At 70.0% G+C, this 21,835-nt stretch carries 21 protein-coding genes and 1 pseudogene; 8 read left to right on the top strand and 14 right to left on the bottom strand.

The genetic code is table 11. The annotated features are described in order from the left end of the window. Positions 1–375: 375 nt before the first annotated feature. Positions 376–804: a hypothetical protein gene (locus ABIA35_RS05095; RefSeq protein ID WP_370357003.1), complete on the bottom strand. Its 429-nt coding sequence runs from the start codon at positions 802–804 to the stop codon at positions 376–378. A 112-nt stretch (positions 805–916) separates the two neighbouring features. Between ABIA35_RS05095 and ABIA35_RS05100 the strand changes: the two genes are divergently transcribed. Further along, a complete protein-coding gene (locus ABIA35_RS05100; RefSeq protein ID WP_370357004.1) occupies positions 917–2,296 on the top strand; it encodes a hypothetical protein in 1,380 nt (459 codons plus the stop codon). 21 nt (positions 2,297–2,317) lie between these two features. On the opposite strand, the gene ABIA35_RS05105 is transcribed toward ABIA35_RS05100, so the two are convergent. The 3 genes and pseudogenes from ABIA35_RS05105 to ABIA35_RS05115 form a co-directional block, all read right to left on the bottom strand. Further along, positions 2,318–5,677 carry a BTAD domain-containing putative transcriptional regulator gene (locus tag ABIA35_RS05105; protein ID WP_370357005.1) on the bottom strand — a complete coding sequence of 1,120 codons (3,360 nt, stop codon included), beginning with the start codon at positions 5,675–5,677 and terminating at the stop codon, positions 2,318–2,320. A gap of 70 nt (positions 5,678–5,747) precedes the next feature. Then, positions 5,748–6,785 carry an alcohol dehydrogenase catalytic domain-containing protein gene (locus ABIA35_RS05110; protein ID WP_370357006.1) on the bottom strand — a complete coding sequence of 346 codons (1,038 nt, stop codon included), beginning with the start codon at positions 6,783–6,785 and terminating at the stop codon, positions 5,748–5,750. Between the two features lie 192 nt (positions 6,786–6,977). Further along, a pseudogene (locus tag ABIA35_RS05115) lies at positions 6,978–7,397 on the bottom strand (zinc-binding dehydrogenase); the annotation flags it as partial. Between the two features lie 45 nt (positions 7,398–7,442). Between ABIA35_RS05115 and ABIA35_RS05120 the strand changes: the two are divergent. Further along, positions 7,443–7,865 carry a TetR/AcrR family transcriptional regulator gene (locus ABIA35_RS05120; RefSeq protein WP_370357007.1) on the top strand — a complete coding sequence of 141 codons (423 nt, stop codon included), beginning with the start codon at positions 7,443–7,445 and terminating at the stop codon, positions 7,863–7,865. A 10-nt stretch (positions 7,866–7,875) separates the two neighbouring features. Here the strand turns inward: ABIA35_RS05120 and ABIA35_RS05125 are convergent, their stop codons facing one another. From ABIA35_RS05125 to ABIA35_RS05135, 3 genes are read right to left on the bottom strand one after another with little or no spacing between them, the layout of a single operon-like run. Next, positions 7,876–8,112 carry a tautomerase family protein gene (locus tag ABIA35_RS05125; RefSeq protein WP_370357008.1) on the bottom strand — a complete coding sequence of 79 codons (237 nt, stop codon included), beginning with the start codon at positions 8,110–8,112 and terminating at the stop codon, positions 7,876–7,878. Between the two features lie 36 nt (positions 8,113–8,148). Next, on the bottom strand, positions 8,149–9,048 hold the full coding sequence (locus tag ABIA35_RS05130) for an SDR family oxidoreductase (protein ID WP_370357009.1): 900 nt from the start codon (positions 9,046–9,048) through the stop codon (positions 8,149–8,151). A gap of 13 nt (positions 9,049–9,061) precedes the next feature. Next, positions 9,062–9,862 (bottom strand): SDR family oxidoreductase, encoded by an 801-nt coding sequence (locus ABIA35_RS05135; protein ID WP_370357010.1) that lies wholly within the window; start codon positions 9,860–9,862, stop codon positions 9,062–9,064. A gap of 125 nt (positions 9,863–9,987) precedes the next feature. Between ABIA35_RS05135 and ABIA35_RS05140 the strand changes: the two genes are divergently transcribed. Then, positions 9,988–10,839 carry a helix-turn-helix domain-containing protein gene (locus tag ABIA35_RS05140; protein ID WP_370357011.1) on the top strand — a complete coding sequence of 284 codons (852 nt, stop codon included), beginning with the start codon at positions 9,988–9,990 and terminating at the stop codon, positions 10,837–10,839. A gap of 280 nt (positions 10,840–11,119) precedes the next feature. Here ABIA35_RS05140 and ABIA35_RS05145 read toward each other — a convergent pair whose 3' ends face one another. After that, positions 11,120–11,518, bottom strand: coding sequence for a hypothetical protein (locus ABIA35_RS05145; protein WP_370357012.1), 399 nt, complete (start codon positions 11,516–11,518; stop codon positions 11,120–11,122). A 13-nt stretch (positions 11,519–11,531) separates the two neighbouring features. Here ABIA35_RS05145 and ABIA35_RS05150 point away from each other — a divergent pair, with 13 nt between their 5' ends. Then, a complete protein-coding gene (locus ABIA35_RS05150) occupies positions 11,532–13,214 on the top strand; it encodes an FUSC family protein (RefSeq protein WP_370357013.1) in 1,683 nt (560 codons plus the stop codon). Positions 13,215–13,313: 99 nt separating this feature from the next. Here ABIA35_RS05150 and ABIA35_RS05155 read toward each other — a convergent pair whose 3' ends face one another. The 3 genes from ABIA35_RS05155 to ABIA35_RS05165 all read right to left on the bottom strand — a co-directional run bounded on the left by ABIA35_RS05155 (position 13,314) and on the right by ABIA35_RS05165 (position 15,292). After that, positions 13,314–13,856: a LuxR C-terminal-related transcriptional regulator gene (locus ABIA35_RS05155; protein WP_370357014.1), complete on the bottom strand. Its 543-nt coding sequence runs from the start codon at positions 13,854–13,856 to the stop codon at positions 13,314–13,316. A gap of 66 nt (positions 13,857–13,922) precedes the next feature. Beyond that, positions 13,923–14,384, bottom strand: a complete 462-nt coding sequence (locus tag ABIA35_RS05160; RefSeq protein ID WP_370357015.1) for a nuclear transport factor 2 family protein — start codon at positions 14,382–14,384, stop codon at positions 13,923–13,925. Beyond that, on the bottom strand, positions 14,381–15,292 hold the full coding sequence (locus ABIA35_RS05165) for a pyridoxamine 5'-phosphate oxidase family protein (protein ID WP_370357016.1): 912 nt from the start codon (positions 15,290–15,292) through the stop codon (positions 14,381–14,383). The genes ABIA35_RS05160 and ABIA35_RS05165 overlap by 4 nt, the downstream gene beginning before the upstream one ends. Before the next feature lie 103 nt (positions 15,293–15,395). Between ABIA35_RS05165 and ABIA35_RS05170 the strand changes: the two genes are divergently transcribed. After that, positions 15,396–16,040 (top strand): ABATE domain-containing protein, encoded by a 645-nt coding sequence (locus tag ABIA35_RS05170; protein ID WP_370357017.1) that lies wholly within the window; start codon positions 15,396–15,398, stop codon positions 16,038–16,040. 13 nt (positions 16,041–16,053) lie between these two features. Here the strand turns inward: ABIA35_RS05170 and ABIA35_RS05175 are convergent, their stop codons facing one another. Beyond that, positions 16,054–16,434: a DUF4406 domain-containing protein gene (locus ABIA35_RS05175; RefSeq protein ID WP_370357018.1), complete on the bottom strand. Its 381-nt coding sequence runs from the start codon at positions 16,432–16,434 to the stop codon at positions 16,054–16,056. Positions 16,435–16,503: 69 nt separating this feature from the next. Between ABIA35_RS05175 and ABIA35_RS05180 the strand changes: the two genes are divergently transcribed. Next, entirely contained in the window at positions 16,504–17,259 is a 756-nt protein-coding gene (locus tag ABIA35_RS05180; protein WP_370357393.1) for a DeoR/GlpR family DNA-binding transcription regulator, read from the top strand. Here the strand turns inward: ABIA35_RS05180 and ABIA35_RS05185 are convergent, their stop codons facing one another. Next, positions 17,260–18,036: an SDR family oxidoreductase gene (locus ABIA35_RS05185; protein ID WP_370357019.1), complete on the bottom strand. Its 777-nt coding sequence runs from the start codon at positions 18,034–18,036 to the stop codon at positions 17,260–17,262. Between the two features lie 178 nt (positions 18,037–18,214). Here ABIA35_RS05185 and ABIA35_RS05190 point away from each other — a divergent pair, with 178 nt between their 5' ends. Beyond that, complete coding sequence (locus ABIA35_RS05190; RefSeq protein WP_370357020.1) at positions 18,215–19,120, top strand: helix-turn-helix transcriptional regulator; 906 nt, start codon at positions 18,215–18,217, stop codon at positions 19,118–19,120. A gap of 161 nt (positions 19,121–19,281) precedes the next feature. Next, on the top strand, positions 19,282–19,506 hold the full coding sequence (locus ABIA35_RS05195) for a hypothetical protein (protein WP_370357021.1): 225 nt from the start codon (positions 19,282–19,284) through the stop codon (positions 19,504–19,506). A 79-nt stretch (positions 19,507–19,585) separates the two neighbouring features. Here ABIA35_RS05195 and ABIA35_RS05200 read toward each other — a convergent pair whose 3' ends face one another. After that, a complete protein-coding gene (locus tag ABIA35_RS05200) occupies positions 19,586–21,604 on the bottom strand; it encodes a glycosyl hydrolase family 28-related protein (RefSeq protein WP_370357022.1) in 2,019 nt (672 codons plus the stop codon). Positions 21,605–21,835 lie beyond the last annotated feature (231 nt).

Below are 21,835 nucleotides of genomic sequence, written 5' to 3' on the forward strand. Positions count from 1 at the left end.
TGCGGTGGGTTCGGCCGAACGGACACGACGGTCGAACCCACCGCAACGATCGACTCTTCAAATAGATAACAGGCCCCAAACTTCTTCCCTTACCTGGGTCACCACCACCTTCAACACACCCTTATAAGGAGCCGCCTCCGGCGGCACTCTCCTAAAATGAGCTTTTCGATCATGGGGGAGTAGGGGTTGAGGGAACGGCCTGTGTAACGTGGTTGTCGGCGTGCGGTGCAATGGTTGAGGCCGGAGCACGACACCACGGGCACGGGCTGACCCCGGCCGGGAAGAAAGTCTTCGACAAGCGACTGCCGAGCTCCGAGCCGAAGATGCGCGAGGTGTTCGAAAAGCTCACCGCCAAGAAGTCCAGAGCCGCCGCGCCTAATCTGCGGTGACGCCCCAGTAGCCGATCTCCGTGGGCTGGCCGTTGCGATAGAGCACGGTGCAGTTCCCACAGGCGCGGTCCAAGTCGCCGAACAGGTCTCCGTCGGTGAGAGCGTCTATCCAGTCGCCGTAGGTGGGTTTGCCGTCGGGTGCCCACGCCTTCACTTCGGCGTCGGTCAGCAGCCGCATCTTGCCGGGCTCGTTCTCATGGCCCTCGCCGGTCAGGAGCTCGAAGAAGTCCAGGGTCGAGCCGGTGCCGCCGGTGAAGATGTATTCGCGCCAGTCGGGATCTTCCCACAGCTCGTCGATGGTGCGCCCGGTGTGGTCGTGGATGCCATTGGCCAGTTCCTGTTCCTGCGCTTGGCGGAACGCTGCCGCGATGTTCTGCTGATACGGGCCCGTCGTCGTCCAGTTGTCGCCGCCCATCTGCGTGACCTCCCCTTGGAAAACTTGGTGTTGGAAGGCTAGAGGTCTCGGCTGACATCCTGATTCCATGCACCCTGGTACCTCGCCCGCCGCCCCGAATCATCTCGTCGAGGTGATCGACGGGCTGGCCGTGAACACCGCCATGCCGCCGGCGTTGGTCCGGCGCCTTTTCGCGTGGCGGAGGGGTGGCGGGAACGTGGCAGGGCGTCCGGATCTCACCGATGAGATGATCGCCGAGATCATCGCCATCGACGACCACTGGCTCGTGCACTCGCTGGCGCTCAACCGCCTGGTGCCCGACAGGTTCCGCATACAGCTGGCCGCGCACCGCGACAGCAGTATACGTGCCGCACTCGCCGCCCGTGCGAAGATCATGCCGAGGGAGGCGTTGGAGCTGCTCATCGCCGATCCTGATCGGAGCGTCCGCGAGGAGCTGGCCCAGAACCTCTATACCCCGCCCGATCTGCGGGCTCGCCTCGCCGATGACCCCGATCCCTTGATCCGTCACGAGCTGGCGCGGTGCTGGAACAAGGCGCCGGAGGATGTGCGGCGCAGGTTGCTGACCGATCCGGACCCGATGGTGCGTGCCGCCGCCTGTTCGACCCGCTTCGCGCGGCCGCCTCACCCGATTCCGCCGGCGGATCTGGTGCCGGGGCTCTTGGCGGATCCGGTGACGCGTGCGGGTGCCGTGGCCCATGCCGTCCTCGATGCCGACACGCTCCGGCTGCTCGCCGAGGATCCGAATCCTGAGGTGCGTGGCGAGCTCGCGCGGCGTCCGGATCTGCCGGCGGAGTATCGCGACCGGCTCGCTGTGGATCCGGACTTCTGTGTTCGGGTCAAGGTCTTCGCGCGGGCCGACACGCCTGATGATGTCCGTGCGCAGATCTATGCGGCGGTCATGGAGCCCTCGCCTGCTACCTACGATGCGTGGTTGGACCTGCGAATCCTCGAGCTGCCCTGGGTCACCGCCGATCCGCTGCCGCACATCGACTCCCCCTATGTCTGTTTCCGGATTTCGGCGGCCTACAGCAAGACTCTGCCTGCTGACGCGGTGGCCCGGCTGCTCGCCGACGGGGCGGAGAGGGTTCGCCTGACGATGGCCGAGACCGCCGCGCACCTGGTCGATCCGGTGACCGCCGAGAGCATCGAGCGCAGCTACCGCGGGCGGGACAAGTTCACGTTCTGGTGGGATCGGGCCGAGGTCTTGACCTTCGCCCCGGAGGCCCTGCGCCGTTTCGCGACCGATCCCGAACCCAGGCTCCGCTCGTTCGCGCCTCGCGACCCGGACCTGCCCGCGGAGCTGGCGGAGCGGTTGGCCAGTGATGAGGACAGACGTGTCCGCCGCGCGGTCGCCGGCCACCGCAATCTCCCGCTGGCCGCGTTGCTTCAGCTTCTCGACGACCCTTGCGAGGCCGTCGCGGAGGCCGCCGCGGCCTCGCCGTACCTGCCGGTCGAGCACATGGAGCGCTTGCTGCTGCTGGCAGGCCTTTGAGAGCGAAGCCACAGACGGTTTTCAGTCGACGCCCAAGAACCCTGCGATGAACTCCAGCGCTTCATACCGCGTCAACGCCTGCCCGGAGGCGAACGCCTCGTCGAACTCCGCCTCGCTGAGCTGCGCCTGAACGCTGTCGGTGACCTCGGCGCGATCCGGATCGCCGAGGTCGGTGCCGCCGCGCAGTGCGACGGCGGCACCCAGCGTGCGTGCGGCCGCCCGCGCATCGCCGAGGGCGGCGGCGTAGCAGGCGGTGACGACGGCGATGCGGGACAGGACCGGCATGTCGTGGGCCATGCGGCCCAGGCGGAAGGCTTCGTGCAGCGCCGGTCGGGCGCGGTCGGCGGCGGCTTCGTCGTTGCCGGCGGCCAGGTGCAGCAGGGCGACGGTGATCTCGCGTGCGGCCAGCAGCTGCGGGGGTCCTTGCCAGTGGTCGCGGGTGAGTTCCTGGGATGCGCGGATGTACTCCCAGGAGGCGCCGGTGTCGCCTTCTTTGCGTTCGATGTCGGCCAGGCCGAGGTGGGCCATCAGGACCGAGGGTTGGGAGTGGTTGCGGCGGCCGGATTCCAGGATGGATTCCATCAGGGCCCTGGCTTCCTGCATCGCGCCGGTGCGGGCCAGGGCGAAGGCGCGCATCATCTGGACCTGGGCGGCGTCGTCGGCGGCGTTGATCTCGCGGAGCAGGGTCAGGGCCTGGTCCTGCAGGTGCATGGCCTCGGTGGTGTCGCCGTCGGCCATGGCCATGGCGGCCAGGGCGGACAGGGTCGCGGACAGGCCCCAGCGTTCGCCGATCTGGGCGAAGCGGCGGCGGGCTTCTTGCAGGTCGCGGCGTTGGGTGGCGAGGTCGCCGGCGTTCTCGGCGGCCATGCCGCGCATCAGGTGGAGCATGCCGCCGACCCAGGGGTCGGGGTGGTGCTCGTGGAGGGCAACCTGGGCGTAGACGCCGGGGAGGTCGTCGGTGATGATCGGGATGGTGCAGGCGGCGATGGCCAGGAGCGGGTTGCCGTGGCCGGCGCCGGTGTCGTCGAGGACCGATGCCAGGGCGTCGGTGATCTCGGAGAGGTTGGTCCAGTCCTGGGCGCTGAACAGGCCGGTGAGGGCGTGCAGGATGGTCACGACGGCGTGCGCCTCGGCCGGGGAGTCGCCGGGGACGGACAGGGCCAGTTCCAGCCAGGCGCGGCCTTCGGTGGTCTGGCCGACGATGGACCAGTACCAGGCCAGGGCGGCGGCGAGGCGGACGGCGGTGCCGGCGTCGCCGAGGTCGGCGGCGAAGCGCAGGGCGGCGAGCATGTTGTCGCTGTCGGCGTCCAGGCGGGCCAGCCAGGTGAGCTGTTCGCGGCGGCGCAGGTGGGGTTCGGCTTGTTCGGCGAGGTCCCGGAAGTAGCGGGCGTGGGCGCGGCGGACGTCGGTGGCGGTTCCGGCTTCGGCGAGGCGTTCGATGCCGTATTCGCGCAGGGTCTCCAGCATGCGCCAGCGGGGCGGGGCGTCGTCGGGGGTGCCGGAGCGGGCGCGGTCGGGTTCGACGGGCTGCAGCAGGGATTTGTCGACGAGGGTGAACAGCAGGTCGTCGATGTCCGCGGCGGTGGCGGGGTGGACGGCGGCGGCGGCTTCGGCGGTGATGCCGCCGGGGAACACCGACAGGCGTTCGGCCAGGTCGCGTTCGGGTTCTGAGAGCAGTTCCCAGCTCCAGGCGACGACGGCGCGCAGGGTCTGGTGCCGGGGCATGGCGGTGCGGCTGCCGCCGGTGAGCAGCCGGAACCGGTCGTCGAGGCGGGAGGCGACGGCGTGCAGCGGCAGGGTGCGAAGACGCGCGGCGGCCAGTTCGATGGCCAGCGGCAGCCCGTCCAGGCGGCGGCAGATCTTCACGACGTCGGCGACGTTGTCGGCGTCGATGGCGAAGCCGGGGCGGACGGCGGCGGCGCGGTCGGCGAACAGCCGGACGGCGGGGAAGGCGAGTGCGTGGTCGGCGGCGTCCGGTTCGGTCTGTTCGGTGTGCGCGGTCAGTTCGGCGGGCTGGGCCAGGGACAGCACGGGGAACAGGTTCTCGCCGCCGATGCCGAGCGCTTCGCGGCTGGTGGCGAGGATCCGCAGGCCGGGGACGTGGTGCAGGAGGTGTTCGGCGGCGCGGGCGGCGGCGTCGACGAGGTGTTCGCAGTTGTCGAGGACGAGGACCAGGTGTTGGCCGGCCAGTCCTTCGACGATGCGGGTGAGGGCGTCGCGGCCGGGGCCGGCTTGGGCTTCGTTGCGCAGGACGCGCATCTCGCGGTGGCCGAGGGCGGTGAGGATGGCTTGCGGAACTTCGCCGGGGTCGGTGACGGGGGCGAGTTCGACCAGCCATACGCCGTCGGAGACGTCGCGGTTCGCAGAGTTCGCTGTGTTTCCAGCGTTCTCAGCGTTCTCAGCGTTTGCCGTGTTCGCCGTGTTCGCAGTGCTGCTTTCCAGCAGCTGGCCCGCGGCTTCGGTGGCGAGCCGGGTCTTCCCGGCGCCGCCCGGTCCGACGAGGGTGACGAGCCGGGAGGCGGCGAGCATCTTGCCGATTCGCGCGACTTCCTCTTCTCGTCCCACGAAGCTGGTCAGCCGGGAGCGCAGGTTGGTGCGGCGTTGTTCGGGCGGCGGCGACGGGCTGCCTGCGCCGCGGGACAGCGCGGGGTCGTTGCGCAGCACCGCGAGGTGGACGGCGGCCAGGTGCTCGGACGGGTCGATGCCGAGTTGGTCGGCCAGTGCGGTGCGGATGCGTTCGTGGACGGCCAGGGCATCGGCTTGGCGGCCGGCCGCGTAGAGCGCTTTCATCAGCAGCGCGGCGATGTTCTCGCGCAGCGGGTGCTCCGTGGACAGCGCTTCCAACTCCGGCAGTGCTTCGGCATGCAGTCCGAGGCGCAGCTCGGCGTCGAGTCGGTCGCACAAGGCCGTCAGCCGCAGCTCGTCCAGGCGGGCGGCCGGCGCCACCGCGAAGCCGGCGTCGGCGGCCTCGGCGTCGGCCAGTGCCGGTCCCCGCCACAGCGCGAGGGCTTGGCGCAGCAGGTTCCGGGTGGTGGCGGGGTCGGCGGCCTGGCGGCTTTGCTGCACGAGCGTTTCGAAGCGGCGGGCGTCGACGGCCTCGGGGGCGACGGCGAGCCGGTAGCCGCCGGGGGTGCCCAGGACGAGGTCGGGGTCGCCGAGGGCGCGGCGCAGTCGGGACACCAGCGATTGCAGGGCGTTGGCGGCGCCGTCCGGCGGCTCTTGGCCCCACAGGGCGTCGATCAGCGCGGTGATGGAGACGCTGCGGTCGGCGTCCAGGGCGAGTCTGGTCAACAGCACGCGCAGCCGGGCGCCTCCGATCGGGATCGGTGCGCCGTCTGCGCGTGCCTCCAGCGGGCCGAGGATCAGGACGTCGAGCTGCACGGGGTCCAGTGTGGCGCATGGGGGTGGCGTGGCGCCCGGCGTCGTGATCGGGCGCCGATGCGATGCGGGATCAGTCGCGGATCAGGACTTTCAGCGCCGTGCGTTCGTCCATGGCCTTGTAGCCGTCGGCGGTTTCCTCCAGGCCGATGGTGCGGTCGAAGACCTTTCCGGGGTCGACGGCGCCGGAGAGGATGTCTGGCAGCAGGGTGGTGATGTAGGCGCGGGCCGGCGCGGGGCCGCCGGTGAGAGTGATGTTCGGGCCGAACAGGGTGCCGAAGCCGACGGATGCCTGGTCGTATTGGGGGACGCCGACGCGGCTGATGACGCCGCCGGGGCGGACCACGCCGAGGGCTTGTTCGTAGGCGGGCATGTGGCCGACGGCTTCCAGGACGGCGTGGGTGCCGTCGCCGCCGGTGAGGTCGCGGACGGTCTGGATGCCTTCTTCGCCGCGGTGGGCGACGACGTCGGTGGCGCCGAAGGTGCGGCCGAGGTCGGTGCGGTCGGTGTGGCGGCCCATGAGGATGATCTGTTCGGCGCCGAGGCGCTTGGCCGACAGCACGGCCATGAGTCCGACGGCGCCGTCGCCGATGACGGTGACGGTGGTGCCGGGGCCGACCCGGCCCTTGAGGGCGGCGTGGTAGCCGGTGCCGTAGACGTCGGACAGGGTGAGCAGCGAGGGGATGAGCGGGGAGTTCTCTTCGACGGGCACGGGCACGAGGGTCCCGTCGGCGAGGGGGACGCGGACCGCTTCGGCCTGCCCGCCGCCGACGTCGCCGGAGTTCCAGAAGCCGCCGTGGCGGCAGGAGGTCTGCAGGCCTTCGCGGCAGAAGTCGCAGGTGCCGTCGGACCAGGCGAAGGGGGCGATGACGAGGTCGCCGCGCTTGATAGTCGCGACCTCGCTGCCGGTGTCCTCGACGACGCCGAGGAACTCGTGGCCCATGGATGCGCCGTCGTCGCTGTGCGGGCGGTTGTGGTAAGGGTGCAGGTCGGAGCCGCAGATGCAGGAGGCGACGACGCGGACGAGGGCGTCGGTGGGGTGCTTGACGGCCGGGTCGGGGACGTCGATGACGCGGACGTCGCCGGCACCGTACATGAAGGTGGCGCGCATGGGGTTCCTCGTTCCTGGTGTCGCTTTGCATGCTGCGGCATCGCTGGGGGCCGTGGCGTGCCGCCGCGGGTCGGGTACCGCTGTTCGGGTGATTGCGGCGACGGCCACGGCCACGGCTCTCAGTCAACGCTGGTCGTCGGGCGACGGGGAGTGTCTGGCTTTAGGGGTCTTGGCAGTACCCCTTTCGCGGGTTCACAGGGTGACGACGATCTTTCCGTGGACGTGCCGTGTGGCCTGCAGCCGGACGGCTTCCTGGATCTTCTCGACGTCGAAGGTGGCGGCGATGGGGATGGTGATGTGGCCGGCGGCGACGGCGTCGGCGATGTGCCGGAGGTCTTCGGGGCGGGCGTTGACGCCGCCGGTGGCGCGCACGCCCGCAGGCGGGTTGGGGCCGGCAGCGATGGTGGAGACACGGTGTGCGGGGACGCCGAGGGCCAGTGCGGTTTCAGCGGTTTCGGTGCCGTGCAGGTCGGTGGCGGCGGTGATGCCGTTCGGGGCTGCGGCGCGGACGCGGTCGGGCAGGCCGGGGCCGTAGGCGACGGGTTCGGCGCCGAGGCCGCGCAGGAAGTCGGCGGTGTCGGCGGAGGCGGTTCCGATGACGCGCGCGCCGGCCTGGCCAAGAGCACGTTCTTCCGGCATTTCCAGGACAAGCGGGGGGTGTTGTTCGGTGAGGATGTGCTGACCGGGCATCTGGATGCTGCGATCGCGGCCGCTCCGGTGGATGCGGGGGCGTTGGAGGCGGTGGGGTGTGGGTTGGAGGCGTTGGGCGGCTTGGTGTTCACGCCGGAGTATCGGGAGTTCGCTGCGCGGCGGCGTGCGGTGATCGAGGCTCATGCTGATCTGCGGGAGCGCGAGGCGCTCAAGGGCGTGAGTCTGACTGCTGCGATGGCGTGCGCCGTGGCGGGGCGGGGTGTTGAGGTGCTGGTGGCGGAGGCGGCTGCGCAGTTGGGTGCGTTGGCGTTGAGGCGGGCTTATGAGCGGTGGTGCGATGTGGCGAACAACGATGAGTTCGGGGTTCTTGTCCGGCGGAGTGTGAGCGAGGTTCGGGGCGCGGCTGCTGTTGCGGCTGCCGCGCCCTGAGTTGTTCGGACTACTCTTCCGCGTTTGGCGTCTGTTCGGTCGGGCCGCCCTGGAGTACGGCCAGGGTCAGGACCTGGTCGCCGATGCCCCAGCCGCCGTCGGTGACTTCTTCGACGAGGACCATGGTGCCGGCGCGGGCGCGTTCGCCGTAGATGTCGGCGTACAGGTCGGTGGTGCGGTGGATGATTTCGGCTTTCTGCTGGTCGGTGAGGGTGCCGGCGGGGACTTTGAAGTTCGCGAAGGGCATGGTGTGCGTGGGCCTTTCTTTGTATCGCCGGCGCTGTCAGCGGCTGGCGTGTTCGGGGAGCAGGTCGGCGATGCCGATGCGGTGGTAGAACTCGGCTCGGATGCGGTCGGCGACGGTGGACACGACGTCGCTGCCGTCGCGGCTGGGGTCGACGTGGATGCGGAAGGGGCGTTGGCCTGCGGGGGTGCCGACGGCGGTGACGACGGCCTCGGCGACTTCGTCGGTGGTGCGTCCGGCGGGGAACAGGCCGGCGAGGCGGTCGGCCATCTGGGCGCGCAGTTCGCCGTAGGCGGTGTCGTATTCGGTGGCGCGCGCCGTGTCGGCGGGGGTGCCGGCGTGGGCGAAGTGGTTGGTGCCGGTGGGGTAGGCGCCGGGGACGATGATGACGGTGTCGATGCCGTAGCGGATGATTTCGGCGGCGTAGCTTTCGGCGAGGGCGTCCATGCCGGCTTTGGCGGCGAAGTAGGGGGCGAGGAACGGCGGGTGGCCGCCGCGGGTGCTGGAGCTGGCGATCCAGATGAGCAGGCCGGAGCCGGCGTCGCGCATCAGGGGCAGGGCTGCGCGGTTGACGCGTTGGGTGCTCAGGACGTTGATGTCGTAGAGCTGCGCGAGTTGTTCGGGGGTGAAGGCTTCGGCGGGGCCGAGGACCATGTGTCCGGCGTTGTGGACGACGACGTCCAGGCGGCCTTGTTCGGCGGCGATCTGGGCGATGGCGGCGTCGACGGAGTCCTGGTCTTGGACGTCCATTTCGATGCCGCGGATGTCGATGCCGGTGTCGGCTGAGAGTTGGGCGAGTTCGGCGACGCGCGTCGTGTTGCGTCCGGTGGTTTCGCGCATTCCGGCGTAGACGGTGTGTCCGGCGGTGGCGAGGGCTCGGGCGGTGAGGTTGCCGAATCCGGATGAGGCGCCGGTGACGATGATGATGTTGCGTGTCATGGTGGGGGTCCTTTCAGACCATTCCGCCGTTGGCGCGGACGATTTGCCCGTTGACCCAGTGCCCTTCGGGTCCGGCGAGGAAGGCGACGACGCGGGCGATGTCTTCGGGTTGGCCGAGTCGTTCCAGCGGGTTCTGGGCGGCGAGGTGGGCGATGAGTTCGTCGTCCTTGCCGTCGAGGAACATGTCGGTGGCGGTGGGGCCGGGGGCTATGGCGTTGACGGTGACGTCGCGGCCGCGCAGTTCGCGGGCGAGGATGAGCGTCATGGCCTCGACGGCGCCTTTGCTGGCGGTGTATCCGGCGTAGGTGGGGAACTTGGTGCCCATCACGGAGGTGGAGAACAGCACCAGGGATCCTCCGGTGCGCAGCCGCTTGGCGGCTTGCTGGGCGACGACGAAGGCGCCGCGGATGTTGGTGCGGTGCATGGCGTCGAGGTCGTCGAGGTTCAGGTCGGCGACGGTGGACAGTTTCATCTGTCCGGCGGCGTTGATGACGGCGTCGATGCCGCCGAAGCGCTGCTCGGCTGCGTCGAACATGGTCTTCACGGCGGTTTCGTCGGCGACGTCGGCCTTCACGGCGATGGCGCGGCCGCCGGCGGAGGTGATCTCGGTGACGGCTTTCTCGGCGAGGTCGGCGCGGCCGGCGTAGCCGAGGACGACGGCGTATCCGTCGGCGGCCAGGTGTTGTGCGACCGCGTGTCCGATGCCGCGGGAGGCTCCGGTGACGATGGCGACGCGGGTGCTGTCCCGGGTGCTGTCGGCAGTGCTGTCCGGGGCGGCGTCGGGAGTGACGTCCGGGGCGGTGTCCGTAGTCATGGTCTGCTCCGTTTCTGGTTTCGTTGTGACCACGGTGCGCCTGGTCGGGGGCGGTAGCCAGTTGCCGTTTACCCAGGGGTCGGCGCCCCCTGGCTCCGTGTCGGCCGGTGATCCACACTGGGAGGGTGGATTTGCTGGAGCTCGGAGGTTTCCTGAAGTCGCGGCGAGACCGTATCCGTCCGCGGGATGTGGGGTTGCCGACGGGGCCGCGGCGCCGGGTGCCGGGTTTGCGCCGGGATGAGGTGGCGCAGTTGGCGGGGGCGTCGGTGGACTACTACATCGAGTTGGAGCGGGGCGGGGCGCAGCCGTCTGAGCAGATGCTGGCGGCGATCGCGCGGGCGCTGCGGTTGTCCCGGGACGAGCGTGACCACCTGTATCAGCTGGCGGGGCGGCCGGTGCCGCCGGCCGGCGGGGGTGCGGCGCATGTGCATCCGGGGATGTTGGATCTGCTGGATCGCCTGGTGGGCACGCCGGCGCGGGTGATCACCGATCTGCATGTGGTGTTGGTGCAGAACCGGCTGGCCGAGGCGTTGCTGGGGCCGGCGCCGACTGGGGTCGGGCCGCGGGCGGGGTTCGTGTACCGGTGGTTCACCGATCCGGCGGCGCGTTCGCTGTATCCGCCGGAGGATCACGACCGGCACGCGCAGACGTTCGTGGCGGATCTGCGGGCGGCGATGGCGCGGCGTGGCCGGGCCGATGAGGAGGCCAACGGCATGATCGCGGAGTTGTTGGGGCGCAGTGAGGAGTTCGCGGTGCTGTGGAACCGGCACGATGTGGCGGTGCGGCGGATGGACACCAAGCGGATCGTGCACCGGCAGCTGGGGGTCATCGACGTGAATTGTCTGAACCTGCTCACCGAGGACGGTAGTCAGCGGCTTTTGTGGTTCAGTCCGGTGCCGGGCACTGATGCGGTGGAGAAGTTGGAGCTGCTGTCGGTTCTCGGTACGCAGGATCTGGTGGACGATCCGACGCAGTGATCGGCGACGGTGGTACACATTTGAGCGCGGTGTGGCGCCTGGCCAGGCCGACGTGCTCACCGGAGGTGTGAATGTCGTCAGGGGCCTGGGTGTCGGAGCGCTTATCGGAGCTGGTGGGATGGTTGCGGTCGCATGATCCGGCGTTGGCGGCGACGCGCCGGGCGGCGCGCACCGCGGTGGTGATGCCGGCGTTGTTCGCGGTGTGCACGCAGGTGCTGCATTCGCCGACGATGGCTTCTTTCGCGGCGTTCGGTTCGTTCTCGATGCTGCTGCTGGTCGATTACAGCGGCACGTTGATCCAGCGGCTGCGGGCGCAGTTCGCGTTGGCGGTGGCGTGGGCGGCGCTGATCTGTGTCGGGACGGCCGTGGCGCGGGTGACGTGGCTGGCGGTCGCCGCGACGCTGGTGGTGGCGTTCCTGGTGTTGTTCTCCGGGGTGGTCAGCTCGGTGCTGGCCGGCAGTGCCACGGCGTTGTTGTTGGCGTTCGTGCTGCCGGTGGCCTCGCCGGTGTCGTTCTCCGCGCTGCCCGACCGGCTTGTCGGTGCGGGCCTGGCGGCGGCTGCGGCGTTGCCGGCGGTGGTGCTGTTGTGGCCGCGTCCGGTGTCGGATCCGCTTGCGGGGCCGGCGGCGCGGGTGTGTCGGGCTGCGGCGGCGCTGTTGCGGGCTGATGCGGTGGCCACCGGGAGCAGCCGGGTGTTCGACGCCGCCGCGTGCAAGATCGCCGCCGATGAGACGGCCGCGGCGAACGACGCGCTGCGCCGGCAGTTCGATGCCACGCCGTATCGGCCGACGGGGTTGTCGACGTCGTCGCGGACGCTGGTGCGCCTGGTCGATGAGTTGACGTGGCTGTGCACGATCCTCACCGACCGGCCGGACTATGAGGAGCAGCCGCCGGCGTGCGACCCGGAGGCGCGCGCCGCGCGTGTCGCTGCTGCCGAGGTGCTTGATGGTGCGTCGGCGTTGTTGATGGATATGCGGGGTGATGTGGCGCCGTTGCGGGCTTCGGTGGAGAGGCTGCAGGTGGCGTTGGCGGCGATGGAGGCCAGTTCGACGGCGCGGTTGCCGGTGGATCAGCCGGTGGGTGAGACCCCGGGCGAGGTTTATACGTTCATCTCCACGTTGGACTTCTCGTTTCGGGCGTTGGAGTTGGGGTTCGCGGTGGCGCAGATCGCCGGGAACGTGGAGTTGGCGGCGCAGGCGTGGCAGCGGAGCTGGCCGGATCGGCTGTTGGGCCGGGAGCCCGGGGCTTTGGCGAAGCCGTTGGCTTCGGCGCGGGAGCGTGCTTCGGCGCATCTGGGGTTCAGTTCGGTGTGGTTGCACAACAGTGTGCGGGGCGCGATCGGTTTGGCGATTGCGATTCTGCTGGCTGATGTGACGAGTGTGCAGCATTCGTTCTGGGTGTTGCTCGGTGCGTTGTCGGTGCTGCGTTCGAACGCGTTGAACACCGGTCAGAACGCGGTGCGTGCGGTGATGGGCACGGTGTTCGGGTCGATCATCGGGGCCGGGTTGTTGCAGGTGATCGGGCATCACGGCAATGTGCTGTGGTTGTTGTTGCCGGTGGCGATCCTGATCGCCGGGATCGCGCCGGCGGCGATCTCGTTCGCCGCGGGGCAGGCGGCGTTCACCGTGACCCTGGTGATCTTGTTCAATATCGGGCAGAACCCGGACTGGCACATTGTGCTGCTGCGGATCCAGGACATCGCGCTGGGCTGCGGTGTGAGCATCGTGGTGGCGTTGTTCTTCTGGCCTCGTGGCGCGGCGGCCGCGGTGGACAAGGCCATGGCGGGGGCCTATACGGATGCTGCGCGGTATCTGTCCGGCGCGGTCGCGTACGCGCTGGGGCACTGTGATGCGGCCACGAGCACGCCGCCGCCGCTGGAGCCGGTGGCGGCGCAGAGCCGTGATGCGGCGGCCTCGGCGCGGCGTCTGGATGACGCGTACCGCACCTACTTGGCCGAGCGTGGCGCGAAGCCGCTGTCGCTGGCCGACACCACCACCTTGGTGACCGGTGTGGTGGGGTTGCGTCTGGCGGCTGATTCGGTGGTGGCGTTGTGGGAGAAGACCGGCCGCTGCCATGCCATGGCCGACCAGAGCGCCGCGCACAACGCGATTCTGGAGGCCACGGACAGTGTCACCGGCTGGTATCAGGGTCTGGCGGACAGTCTGGGCGGACGTAAGCCGATTCCGGCGCCGGTGCAGCTTCGGCCGGAGTCGGCGGCGCGGCTGGTCGATTCGGTCCGTACCGACTTGATCGATCAGGACGGGCAGGCCACGGCCACGGCGGTGCGGGTGATCTGGACCGGCGACCACGTGGATGTGGCACGGCGGTTGCAGCCGGATCTGGTCGCCGCGGCGAAGGTGGCGGTGCTGCACTAGGTCCTGCGGGGATCAGGTCCTGCGTGGGTTGGGCCCCGCGGGGATTGCGTTCAGGCCCGGGGAACCTTCAGGGGTTCCTCGGGCCGATCGCTTCCTGCGCTAGCGGCCGGGCCCGGACAGTGCCGCGTCGAGCTCGCGCCGGGAGGAGATCCCCAGCTTGGCGAACGTCTTGCCCAGGTGCCACTCCACGGTGCGCGGGCTCAGGAACAGCTGCGCACCGATCTCAGCGTTCGACCGTCCGGCGGTGACGAGCTGGGCGATCTGCGTCTCCTGCGGGGTCAGCACCGGCGCGCCGACGGTGCGTTTGCGGACGGTCTCGCCGGTGGCGAGCAGCTCGCGGCGGGCGCGTTCGGCGAACACGTCCATGCCCATGGAAAGCGCCGCCTCGTGCGCGGCTCGCAGCTCGGTCCGGGCCTGGCCGCGCTGGTTGCGGCGGCGGAGCCATTCGCCGAACAGCAGCCGGGACCTGACCTGCAGCACCCCGAGTTCGCCCCGGTCGAAGTGGGCGATCGCCTGGCGGTAGAGCTGTTCGGTTTCGGTCGCCTCGGTGCTCTGGCCACCTTCGCCACCCTCGTCAGCCTCGTCACCGTCGGCGATCGCCGGTGCCCCGGTGAGAGCCTGCGCCAGCGCGTACACGCCCATGGCCCACGGCGTCCCGGCCGATGCCCAGGCCGCCAGGCCTTCACAGGGAGGCCCGGGCGGGGCGGCCTACCACAGGGGGAAGTCGGCTCCGTGTTCTGATTCCGGGCGCGGGCCGAACCAGCGGCGCTGGGCCGCCTGGATGCGGCGGTCGTTGATGGAGGCCTCGCGGCGGCTCATCAGACCGTGCTCGTCGAACTTCCACAGCTCGTTGCCGTAGCTGCGCCACCACTGGCCGGAGGAGTCGTGCCATTCGTACTGGAAGCGCACCGCGATGTGGTCCTCGCCGAAGGCCCACAGGCCTTTGCGCAGCGCGTAGTCCTGCTCACGTTCCCACTTGGCGGTCAAGAACTCCACGATCGCCTCGCGTCCCACCAGGTGCACGTCGCGATTCCGCCACACCGAGTCGGGGGTGTAGGCCATGGCGACGTGCTGCGGGTCGCGGGTGTTCCACGCGTCTTCGGCGGCCTGCACTTTGCGCAGTGCCGCGGGGGCGTCGAACGGCGGCAGCGGGGGACGGGAGCCGGTCATGACAGGGTCCTTTCGGGAGTGTCGGGGGTGATCAGGCGGGCCGGCAGCAGGGGGCCGGTGACCAGGTGCTGAGGGGTGAAGCGGACGATCCGGCCGGTTTCGGCCTCGGTGTCGGCCGGGCCGGCCTGGCCCCACAGGGTTTCGGCGGTGCCGGACAGCTGCAGCGTGAGGCCGGCGGCGAAGTCGAAGAACAGCAGCGCCGCCGCCGGATCCACCGCCAGGTTGCCGAGGCTGTTGAACAGGTTGTTGCCCGGATAGTCCGGCCACCACAAGCTGCCTTCCTCGACACGCACGAACCCGGCCGGGCCGCCGCGGTGCGACACGTCGACGCCGCGCTGCCGGTGGCGCGTGCCGAGGAAGAACGTGTCCGAGGCGCTGATCAGCGCGACGTCCTGCGCGCTCAGTGCGGTGTCGCGGCGGATGTCGCCGCCGGGGCCGGGGTGTTCGCCTCCGGTGGCCGGGTCGGCCGGGGCGAGCAGGCGCGGGGTGATGTATTGGGGGCAGTTGCCGTAGGCCTGCTCGGCTTCGATGCTCAGGGTGTCGGCGTCGGCGTGGGACAGGGTTCCGTTGATGCGGACACGGCGGCGTGCGGCGAATTCGATCGCGGTCATGGCGATCTGCTGCCCGGCGCGGATGTCGTGCAGCGGATCGCCGGCGGCGGGGCCGGCGTGCACGGTCACCTGCGTCGCCGAGGTCACCTGCACGAATCCCGGCGGCCCGGCCAGCGGCGAGGCCCACAGCCGGTCCTGGTCATCGGTGCCGGCCACGACGACGAAGGTGCGCTGGGCCAGGAAGCCGGCGAACCCGGCGGAGAACCGTGCCGGATCCAGCATGGGCGAGAGCCGCGAGGCTTCTTGTGCGACACCGGCCCGGCGCTGCACGGCCAACTCTCCGGTGTGGAAGCCCATCACCCTCCGCCCTTCTCACGGAAACTCACATCTTCATCCGTGACAAGGTTTACCACGGGCTTATCACGGATGCAAGCGGATCCATCCGTGATAACCTCGCGGCATGGATGAGACGGCGGCCCGCCACCGGGAGGCAGAACACGGCGAGGCAGAACACGGGGCGGCGGCCCAGCGGGAGTGGATGCTGGCCGAGGAAGGCGCGCCGATCGCGCTGATGGCCACCATCTGGGCCGACACCGCCGGCCTGCACGACAGCCTCACCGACACCGAGGACCTCACCGCCTTCTGCGACGCCGTCACCATCGAGCGCGAAGGAACCACGGCCGGCGAGGCCGACCTGGAGCTGGCACGGCAGCTGCGCGACGCCCTGCGGCGCCTGGCAGCCCAGGTCACCGCCGATGACCGGCAGCAGGCCCGGTCAGCCACCGCCGATGTCGAGACCGCCGTGCACGACGTCAACAACGTCCTGGCCAACCTGCCGGCGCCCCGGCTGGCCCTGGCCGGCGGGAAACTGCGGCAGAGCTCCACCAGCGGGGCCTCCAGCATCGCCGCGGGGCTGGCGCACATCGCCGAAGACGCCATCGGCCTGCTCACCGGGCCCGACGCCGACAAACTGCGGGCCTGCCACGCGCCCGGCTGCGTGCTGTACTTCGTCAAAACCCACCCGCGGCGCGAATGGTGCTCGGTGACCTGCGGCAACCGGGTGCGTGCCGCGCGGCACTACGAGAAGGTCCGCTCGGCACGCTAAGACGCCCCCGGCCTCAGACCCCTGCCACCGCGGCGCCCGGGATCTGATCCAGCGAGGTGTAGACCGGGATGCCGCGCTCGTTGGCGATCGCCACATCCTGATCGGCGCCCGCGGACTCGCCAGGCAGCCGCAGCACCGCGTCGCAGTGCTGCAACAGCCGCTGCGCCGTCGGATACATCACCTGCTCGGCCAGAGCATCGTTCGGGCCGAACCCGCCGGCCGATTCCAGCACCGGCAGCGCCACCCACTCGCCGATCATCGGCACATGGCCGGCGGCGAAGATCGGCCACGCCGCCTCCTGCAGCCGCTGAAGGTTCCGGCGCATCAGCGCCTCATCACCGTTGGTGCCGGACTTGTACGGGCCCGCTATCAGAATCAGCAGTGGTTTCGTCATACCGTGTAGGATACGGCAAGAACATGCAGCATCGTGACGCAGATCGTGAATAAGTCGGAAGGAATCGGCATGCTGGCCGCCGCGCGCAAAGAACTGCTCCTGGAACGCCTCCGGCTCAACGGCCGCGTCGAAGCCAAGACCATCGCCGCCGAACTCGGCATCTCACCGGACAGCATCCGCCGCGACCTGCGCGAACTCGACGCCGCCGGGCTGGCCGTGCGCGTCTACGGCGGCGCGCTGCCCGCCTCACCGGCCGTCGTGGCCTACGCCGCCCGCGACACCGTCGCCCCGGACAGCAAAGCCCGCGTCGCCGCCAAAGCCGCCGGCCTCATCCGGCCCGGAACCACCGTCATCCTCGACGGCGGCACCACCACCGGCGCCGTCGTCGCCGCCCTGCCGAAAACCCTGGCCTGCACCGTCATCACCCACAGCCCCACCATCGCCGCCGCGCTGCTCGACCACCAAGCAGAGGTGTTCCTGCTGGGCGGACGGCTGTTCAAGCACTCCGCCGTCACCTGCGGCGCCGCGGCCGCCGAAGCCGCCGCCCGGATCAGCGCCGACCTCTTCCTGCTCGGCGTCACCGGCGTGCACGCCGAAGCCGGCCTGACCACCGCCGACGCCGACGAGGCCGCCATGAAACGAGCCCTCGCGGCGCGCGCCGCCGACACCTGGGTGCTGGCCAGCGCCGAGAAGGTCGGTGCGGCCTCCCGCTACACGGTGCTGCCGCTTGGGGAGGTCGCCGGTGTCATCACCGATGTGGGGGCCCAGGATGCGACGGCCGCCGCGCTGATGCGCGGCGGCGTCGAGGTGCTTTTCGCCTCCTGACTAGCTTGCCTGGCCGGTCGGCATGATCGTGACCTGCTGCAGGTTCACCCGCGGCGGCAGCGCCGCCAGGAACGCCACGGTCTCGGCGATGTCGGCCGGGTCCAGGAACTCCATGCTCTCCTTGGCGCCGGCCAGCCATTCCAGGGCGCCGGCGTCGGTTACGTGGGTCTGCAACTCGGTGCCGACGATGCCCGGCTCCAGTGCCGAGACCCGCACCTTGTTCGGGCCGAGCTCTGCGCGCAGCTGGCGCGACAGGTGTGTGACGTAGGCCTTGGTGCCGCAGTACACGGCGAAACCGGGGAAGATGTTCTGTGCCGCGATCGAGGAGGTGTTGACCAGGTCGGCCACGCCCCGTTCGGCGGCGGCGGCGACCAGCTGGCCGGTGAACGCGGCGATCACGTTCATCACGCCGCCGATGTTCAGGTCGATCTGCTGCTGCCACTGGTCGATCGCCAGTTCCTGCACCGGCGCCGGCAGCATCACCCCGGCGTTGTTCACCACCAGATCGGCGTCGCCGAACTCGGAGCGGACACGGTCCGCGGCGATGCGCATCGCGGCCGGGTCGGTGACGTCGGCGGTGATCGCCAGCGCGGTGCCGCCGTCTTTCTCGATGCGGGTGACCAGCTCGGCCAGCCGCTGCTCGCGGCGCGCCACCACGGCGACGCGCGCCCCGGCCGCGGCCAGACGCAGCGCGCAGGCCTCGCCGATGCCGCTGGAGGCTCCGGTGACGACGGCGACGCGGCCGGCCAGGGAAGCTGCTGTGATGTTCACGGACATGGTGATTGCCTTCTTACGGTGCGGGTGGATGCCTGGTGCGGCCGGTGTTTTCCGGCCCGCATCCAGCACACCAGCGGCCGGGGGCCTTCGGGCGGCCATAACTGTCCCCGTCCAGGCAGGTACTGGCAGGGCTACCCTGGCCCGCCCCGGCGGGCGCGGCGTGGACCACACTGGGGGTATGGACCGTGCCAAGGAGATCGCCGGGTTTCTGCGCTCACGGCGTGCCGGGATCAGCCCCGAGCAGGCCGGGTTGCCGTTCGACGGCCGGATCCGGCGCGTGCCGGGGCTGCGCCGTGACGAGGTGGCGCGGCTGGCCGGGGTCAGCAGCGAGTACTACACGCGGCTGGAACAGGGACGTGCCGGCAACCCCTCGCCGGAGGTGATCGCGGCTATTGCGCGGGCGCTGCGGCTGGACGACACCGAAGCCGAACACCTCAGGGACCTGCTGGCCGCCGGTTCCGGGTCCGGTTTCGGTACCGGCGTCGGCTCTGGCTCTGGTGCCGGGGCGGCGGGGACCTCGCGGCGCGCGCCGTCGCGGGTGCAGCGGGTGCGGCCCGGTCTGCATCTGATGCTGGACACGCTGGATCATGTGCCGGCGTTCATTCTGGGCCGGCGTACCGATGTGTTGGCGGCGAACCGGCTGGCGCGGGCGATCATCACCGATTTCGAGGTGCTGCCGGCGGCCAGGCGCAACATGGCCCGGTACTACCTGCTGGATCCGCTGGCACGCGAGCGGGTCGGGGACTGGGAGCAGATCGCCGCCGAGACGGTGGCGATGCTGCGGTTCGAGGCGGGCCGGTATCCGCACGATAAGCAGCTCGCCGATCTGGTGGGGGAGCTGATGCTGACCTGCCCGGAGTTCACCGGCTGGTGGAACGATCATCGGGTGCTGCGGCGCACGCACGGTGAGAAGAGCTATCGGCATCCGGTGGTGGGCGAGCTGCGTTTCTCCTACGAGTCGTTTCAGACGCCGGGCGATGCCGAGCAGACTCTGTGTGTGTACACGGTCCAGCCGGGGTCGGACAGCGCGCAGGCGTTGCGGGTCCTGGATTCGTGGACGGCGCCGGAGCCGGTGCGCCGGTGAGGTGCGCGCCGCGGCCTGGTTGCCGACGTGCGCTGGGCTGCTTGCCGACGTGCGCTTTCGAGCACTGAGTCCGGCTTAGCGGCGCGCCTCATCGTGCATCGACGGGCGCGATGCCGCCGCTAGCTTTGCGGTACGGAAGCCGGCAGCGAAGGAGCGATCACATGAAGGTCTACATCTACAGCAACGACACGGCCGAGACGCAGCTGTTCGAGGGCCAGTCCACGGCCGGGGTGCAGAACCGGCAGCTCGTCGTCACCGCGCCGACCGGGACCGGCGGGCTGACGAGGAACGCGAAGTACAAGTACTCGCTGACCATGCCGAACCACAATGTCGCGGTCGCGACGCTGACCGCTGTCAACGGCACCACGTACACGTTCAGCGTCTAGCGGCACAGCTACACAGCCGCACAGCAGTGAGCGTCGCCGCGCCCTCCCACTTTCCGGGCGCGGCGACGCTCATCTCACCTCAGCTGGTCGGCCACGCCGAGGGAGCCGGGGGCGGCACGACCGGCGGCCGGTCGTCGCACGTGATGGTGTTCGGCAACTCCCACGAGGCCATCCACGGTCCCGTGGTGCCGCCGCCGGTGTTGCCGCCCAGGTCGGTGACGGTGAACTCCGAGCCGGCCGGGGTGAAGTTGAACGAGCCGCAGTTGTTGATGCCGACGGCGCCGACGTTGCGGGCGACCACGTTCTGGAACGTGGCGCCGCCTGCGGAGCGGGCCGAGACGACCGAGGTGCCGGTGCCGTCGACCTTGATGTCGGAGAAGTGCACGTTCGTGATCTGGTACTGGTCCTTCACGGAGAAGTCCGACACCAGCATGATCGCGTTGTAGGTGTTGTCCAGGAAGTCGTCGCCGCTGACCTGGATGTTCGCGTCGATGCTGTGTTCCAGGGCGTAGATCCAGATGGCGCCCAGGCCGATCTTCCAGTTCAGTTCGAACGTTCCGGCGCGCACCGTGGTGTTGTCCTTGACGGTGATGGTGCCGGCGAAGGGCACCGCGCCGAAGCGGGAGCCGATCTGCAGCGCCGAACCCTCACGGATGGGGTCGGCGACCAGGTTGTCCGACACCGTCAGGTCGGTGCCGCCGTACAGGGCGATGCCGTTGGCCAGAACCGGTGTCTGCACCGTGTTGTGGTCGAAGGTGTCCTCGGCGTCGGCGGTCTTGTCCGACCACATCGCCAGGCCGTCGTCGCCGGTGTTGCGGATGAAGTTGTTCCGCACCACCGAGTCGGTGACGCCGGTGTGGAAGTTGATTCCGTCGGCGATCTGGTCGGCGATCTGGTTGTTGGTGATGCTCAGGTGGTCCATGGGGCCGTCGAACCACATCCCGACCTTGGTGTGGTGGATGTAGAGCCCTTCGATGCTGGAGTCGGACATCGCGCCGCCGATGCCGTTGACCTGGTCGGTGTCGATGCGCTCGCGTACGTCGCCCTCGATGGCGAAGTCCGACAGGTGCACGTTGTGCGACCCGCCGGCCGAGGCGTCCTTGCCGTAGAAGCCGACACCGGTGTGGACCGAGCCGTCCGGTGCGGGGGTCGCCAGTGTCACCTGGTGGCCCTTGATGACGGTGTACCAGCTGCCGGCGCCCTCGACGGTGACGTCGTCGACGATGATGTGCCGGTTCACCTGGAACACCCCCGGCGGGATGTACACCGGCACGTGTGCCAGGTGCGCGAAGGCGATGGCGCGGTCGATGGCGTCGGCCGAGTCGCGCCGGCCGGTCGGGTCCGCGCCGAACAGCAGCACGTTCGCCGCCCGCAGATCCACCTTCGGCGGCGCCACCAGCTGGGAGTCCATCAGGTCGATGGTGGTGGCGGTGGCGTTGGTGCCGGCCGGGGCGGTCAGGCGGATCACGTCGCCGGCCCGGTAGGTGCGGCCCAGCAGCAGCCGCTGCTCGTCGTAGAAGTGGTTCGGACGGAACGGTGTCGGGAACACCGGGGCCGGTGTCGTCTGATCCGGCACACAGTTGCACTCGGTGGTCCACCAGTCCGGGTTCAGCGGCCCGGCATTCGGGTCGTTGCTGAACGGGTACTCGTTGTACAGCCACGCGTACTGCGACGTCAGCGTCATCGTGCGGTGGTCGTGGCCGTTCACCGACACGTCCAGCGGCGCGGTGATGCCGCCGCCGCCCGGCGCGTCGGGAATGCTGTAGCGCACCGTGATGGCGTTCGCCGCCGCCGGCAGCGTGAACTGCACGTACTGCCCGGGCTTGAGCGTCACAGCCGAACGGCCCGACGCCTCGGCGGCCAGGGTGTAGGCATCGGTGCCGACCCCGATGACGGTGCCGTCGGTGACGGCGTTCTCAGCCTCCTGCTCGGCGAACCCGAGATCGGCGCCGCGCCCGGCGACCAGCGCGGGATCCAGCGCGGCCCGCGTGGGGCGGGCCGCGGCGGACGCCGCCCCGGCCGGGCCCGCGGCGAGCAGCGTGCTGAAGCCCAGGACCACGGCGAACGCCGCGGCCAGGGGTTTGGTGGGTGTGGACATGAGAGGACCGTAGGGGTCGGCGCCCGGCGAAGCAAGAGTTCTGTGCGTTGATTTCAGAAGATCATCGAAGATCTTCTTTGCTTGCAAGATTTCTTGCGCTAGTTACATCGAATCTTGCGCACCGGGCCGTGCTCCGCCGGCGCCGCCGACGGCCTTGGCCACGCTGATCGCGGCCCGGTTGTCGGCCTGCGATTCACGCTGCTCGCCGCCAATGCCCAAGACCGCTGAGAG

The organism is Catenulispora sp. MAP12-49 (assembly GCF_041262705.1).
Lineage (GTDB): Bacteria > Actinomycetota > Actinomycetes > Streptomycetales > Catenulisporaceae > Catenulispora.

What these genes read in the sequence shown, in the direction of transcription:
- ABIA35_RS05095 (WP_370357003.1), bottom strand. Translation starts at nt 804, where the DNA reads ATGGGCGGCGACAACTGGACGACGACGGGCCCGTATCAGCAGAACATC.
- ABIA35_RS05110 (WP_370357006.1), bottom strand. Translation starts at nt 6,785, where the DNA reads ATGCGCGCCACCTTCATGTACGGTGCCGGCGACGTCCGCGTCATCGAC.
- ABIA35_RS05125 (WP_370357008.1), bottom strand. Translation starts at nt 8,112, where the DNA reads ATGCCCTTCGCGAACTTCAAAGTCCCCGCCGGCACCCTCACCGACCAG.
- ABIA35_RS05130 (WP_370357009.1), bottom strand. Translation starts at nt 9,048, where the DNA reads ATGACACGCAACATCATCATCGTCACCGGCGCCTCATCCGGATTCGGC.
- ABIA35_RS05135 (WP_370357010.1), bottom strand. Translation starts at nt 9,862, where the DNA reads ATGACTACGGACACCGCCCCGGACGTCACTCCCGACGCCGCCCCGGAC.
- ABIA35_RS05155 (WP_370357014.1), bottom strand. Translation starts at nt 13,856, where the DNA reads ATGGGCGTGTACGCGCTGGCGCAGGCTCTCACCGGGGCACCGGCGATC.
- ABIA35_RS05160 (WP_370357015.1), bottom strand. Translation starts at nt 14,384, where the DNA reads ATGACCGGCTCCCGTCCCCCGCTGCCGCCGTTCGACGCCCCCGCGGCA.
- ABIA35_RS05165 (WP_370357016.1), bottom strand. Translation starts at nt 15,292, where the DNA reads ATGGGCTTCCACACCGGAGAGTTGGCCGTGCAGCGCCGGGCCGGTGTC.
- ABIA35_RS05170 (WP_370357017.1), top strand. Translation starts at nt 15,396, where the DNA reads ATGGATGAGACGGCGGCCCGCCACCGGGAGGCAGAACACGGCGAGGCA.
- ABIA35_RS05175 (WP_370357018.1), bottom strand. Translation starts at nt 16,434, where the DNA reads ATGACGAAACCACTGCTGATTCTGATAGCGGGCCCGTACAAGTCCGGC.
- ABIA35_RS05180 (WP_370357393.1), top strand. Translation starts at nt 16,504, where the DNA reads ATGCTGGCCGCCGCGCGCAAAGAACTGCTCCTGGAACGCCTCCGGCTC.
- ABIA35_RS05185 (WP_370357019.1), bottom strand. Translation starts at nt 18,036, where the DNA reads ATGTCCGTGAACATCACAGCAGCTTCCCTGGCCGGCCGCGTCGCCGTC.
- ABIA35_RS05190 (WP_370357020.1), top strand. Translation starts at nt 18,215, where the DNA reads ATGGACCGTGCCAAGGAGATCGCCGGGTTTCTGCGCTCACGGCGTGCC.
- ABIA35_RS05195 (WP_370357021.1), top strand. Translation starts at nt 19,282, where the DNA reads ATGAAGGTCTACATCTACAGCAACGACACGGCCGAGACGCAGCTGTTC.
- ABIA35_RS05200 (WP_370357022.1), bottom strand. Translation starts at nt 21,604, where the DNA reads ATGTCCACACCCACCAAACCCCTGGCCGCGGCGTTCGCCGTGGTCCTG.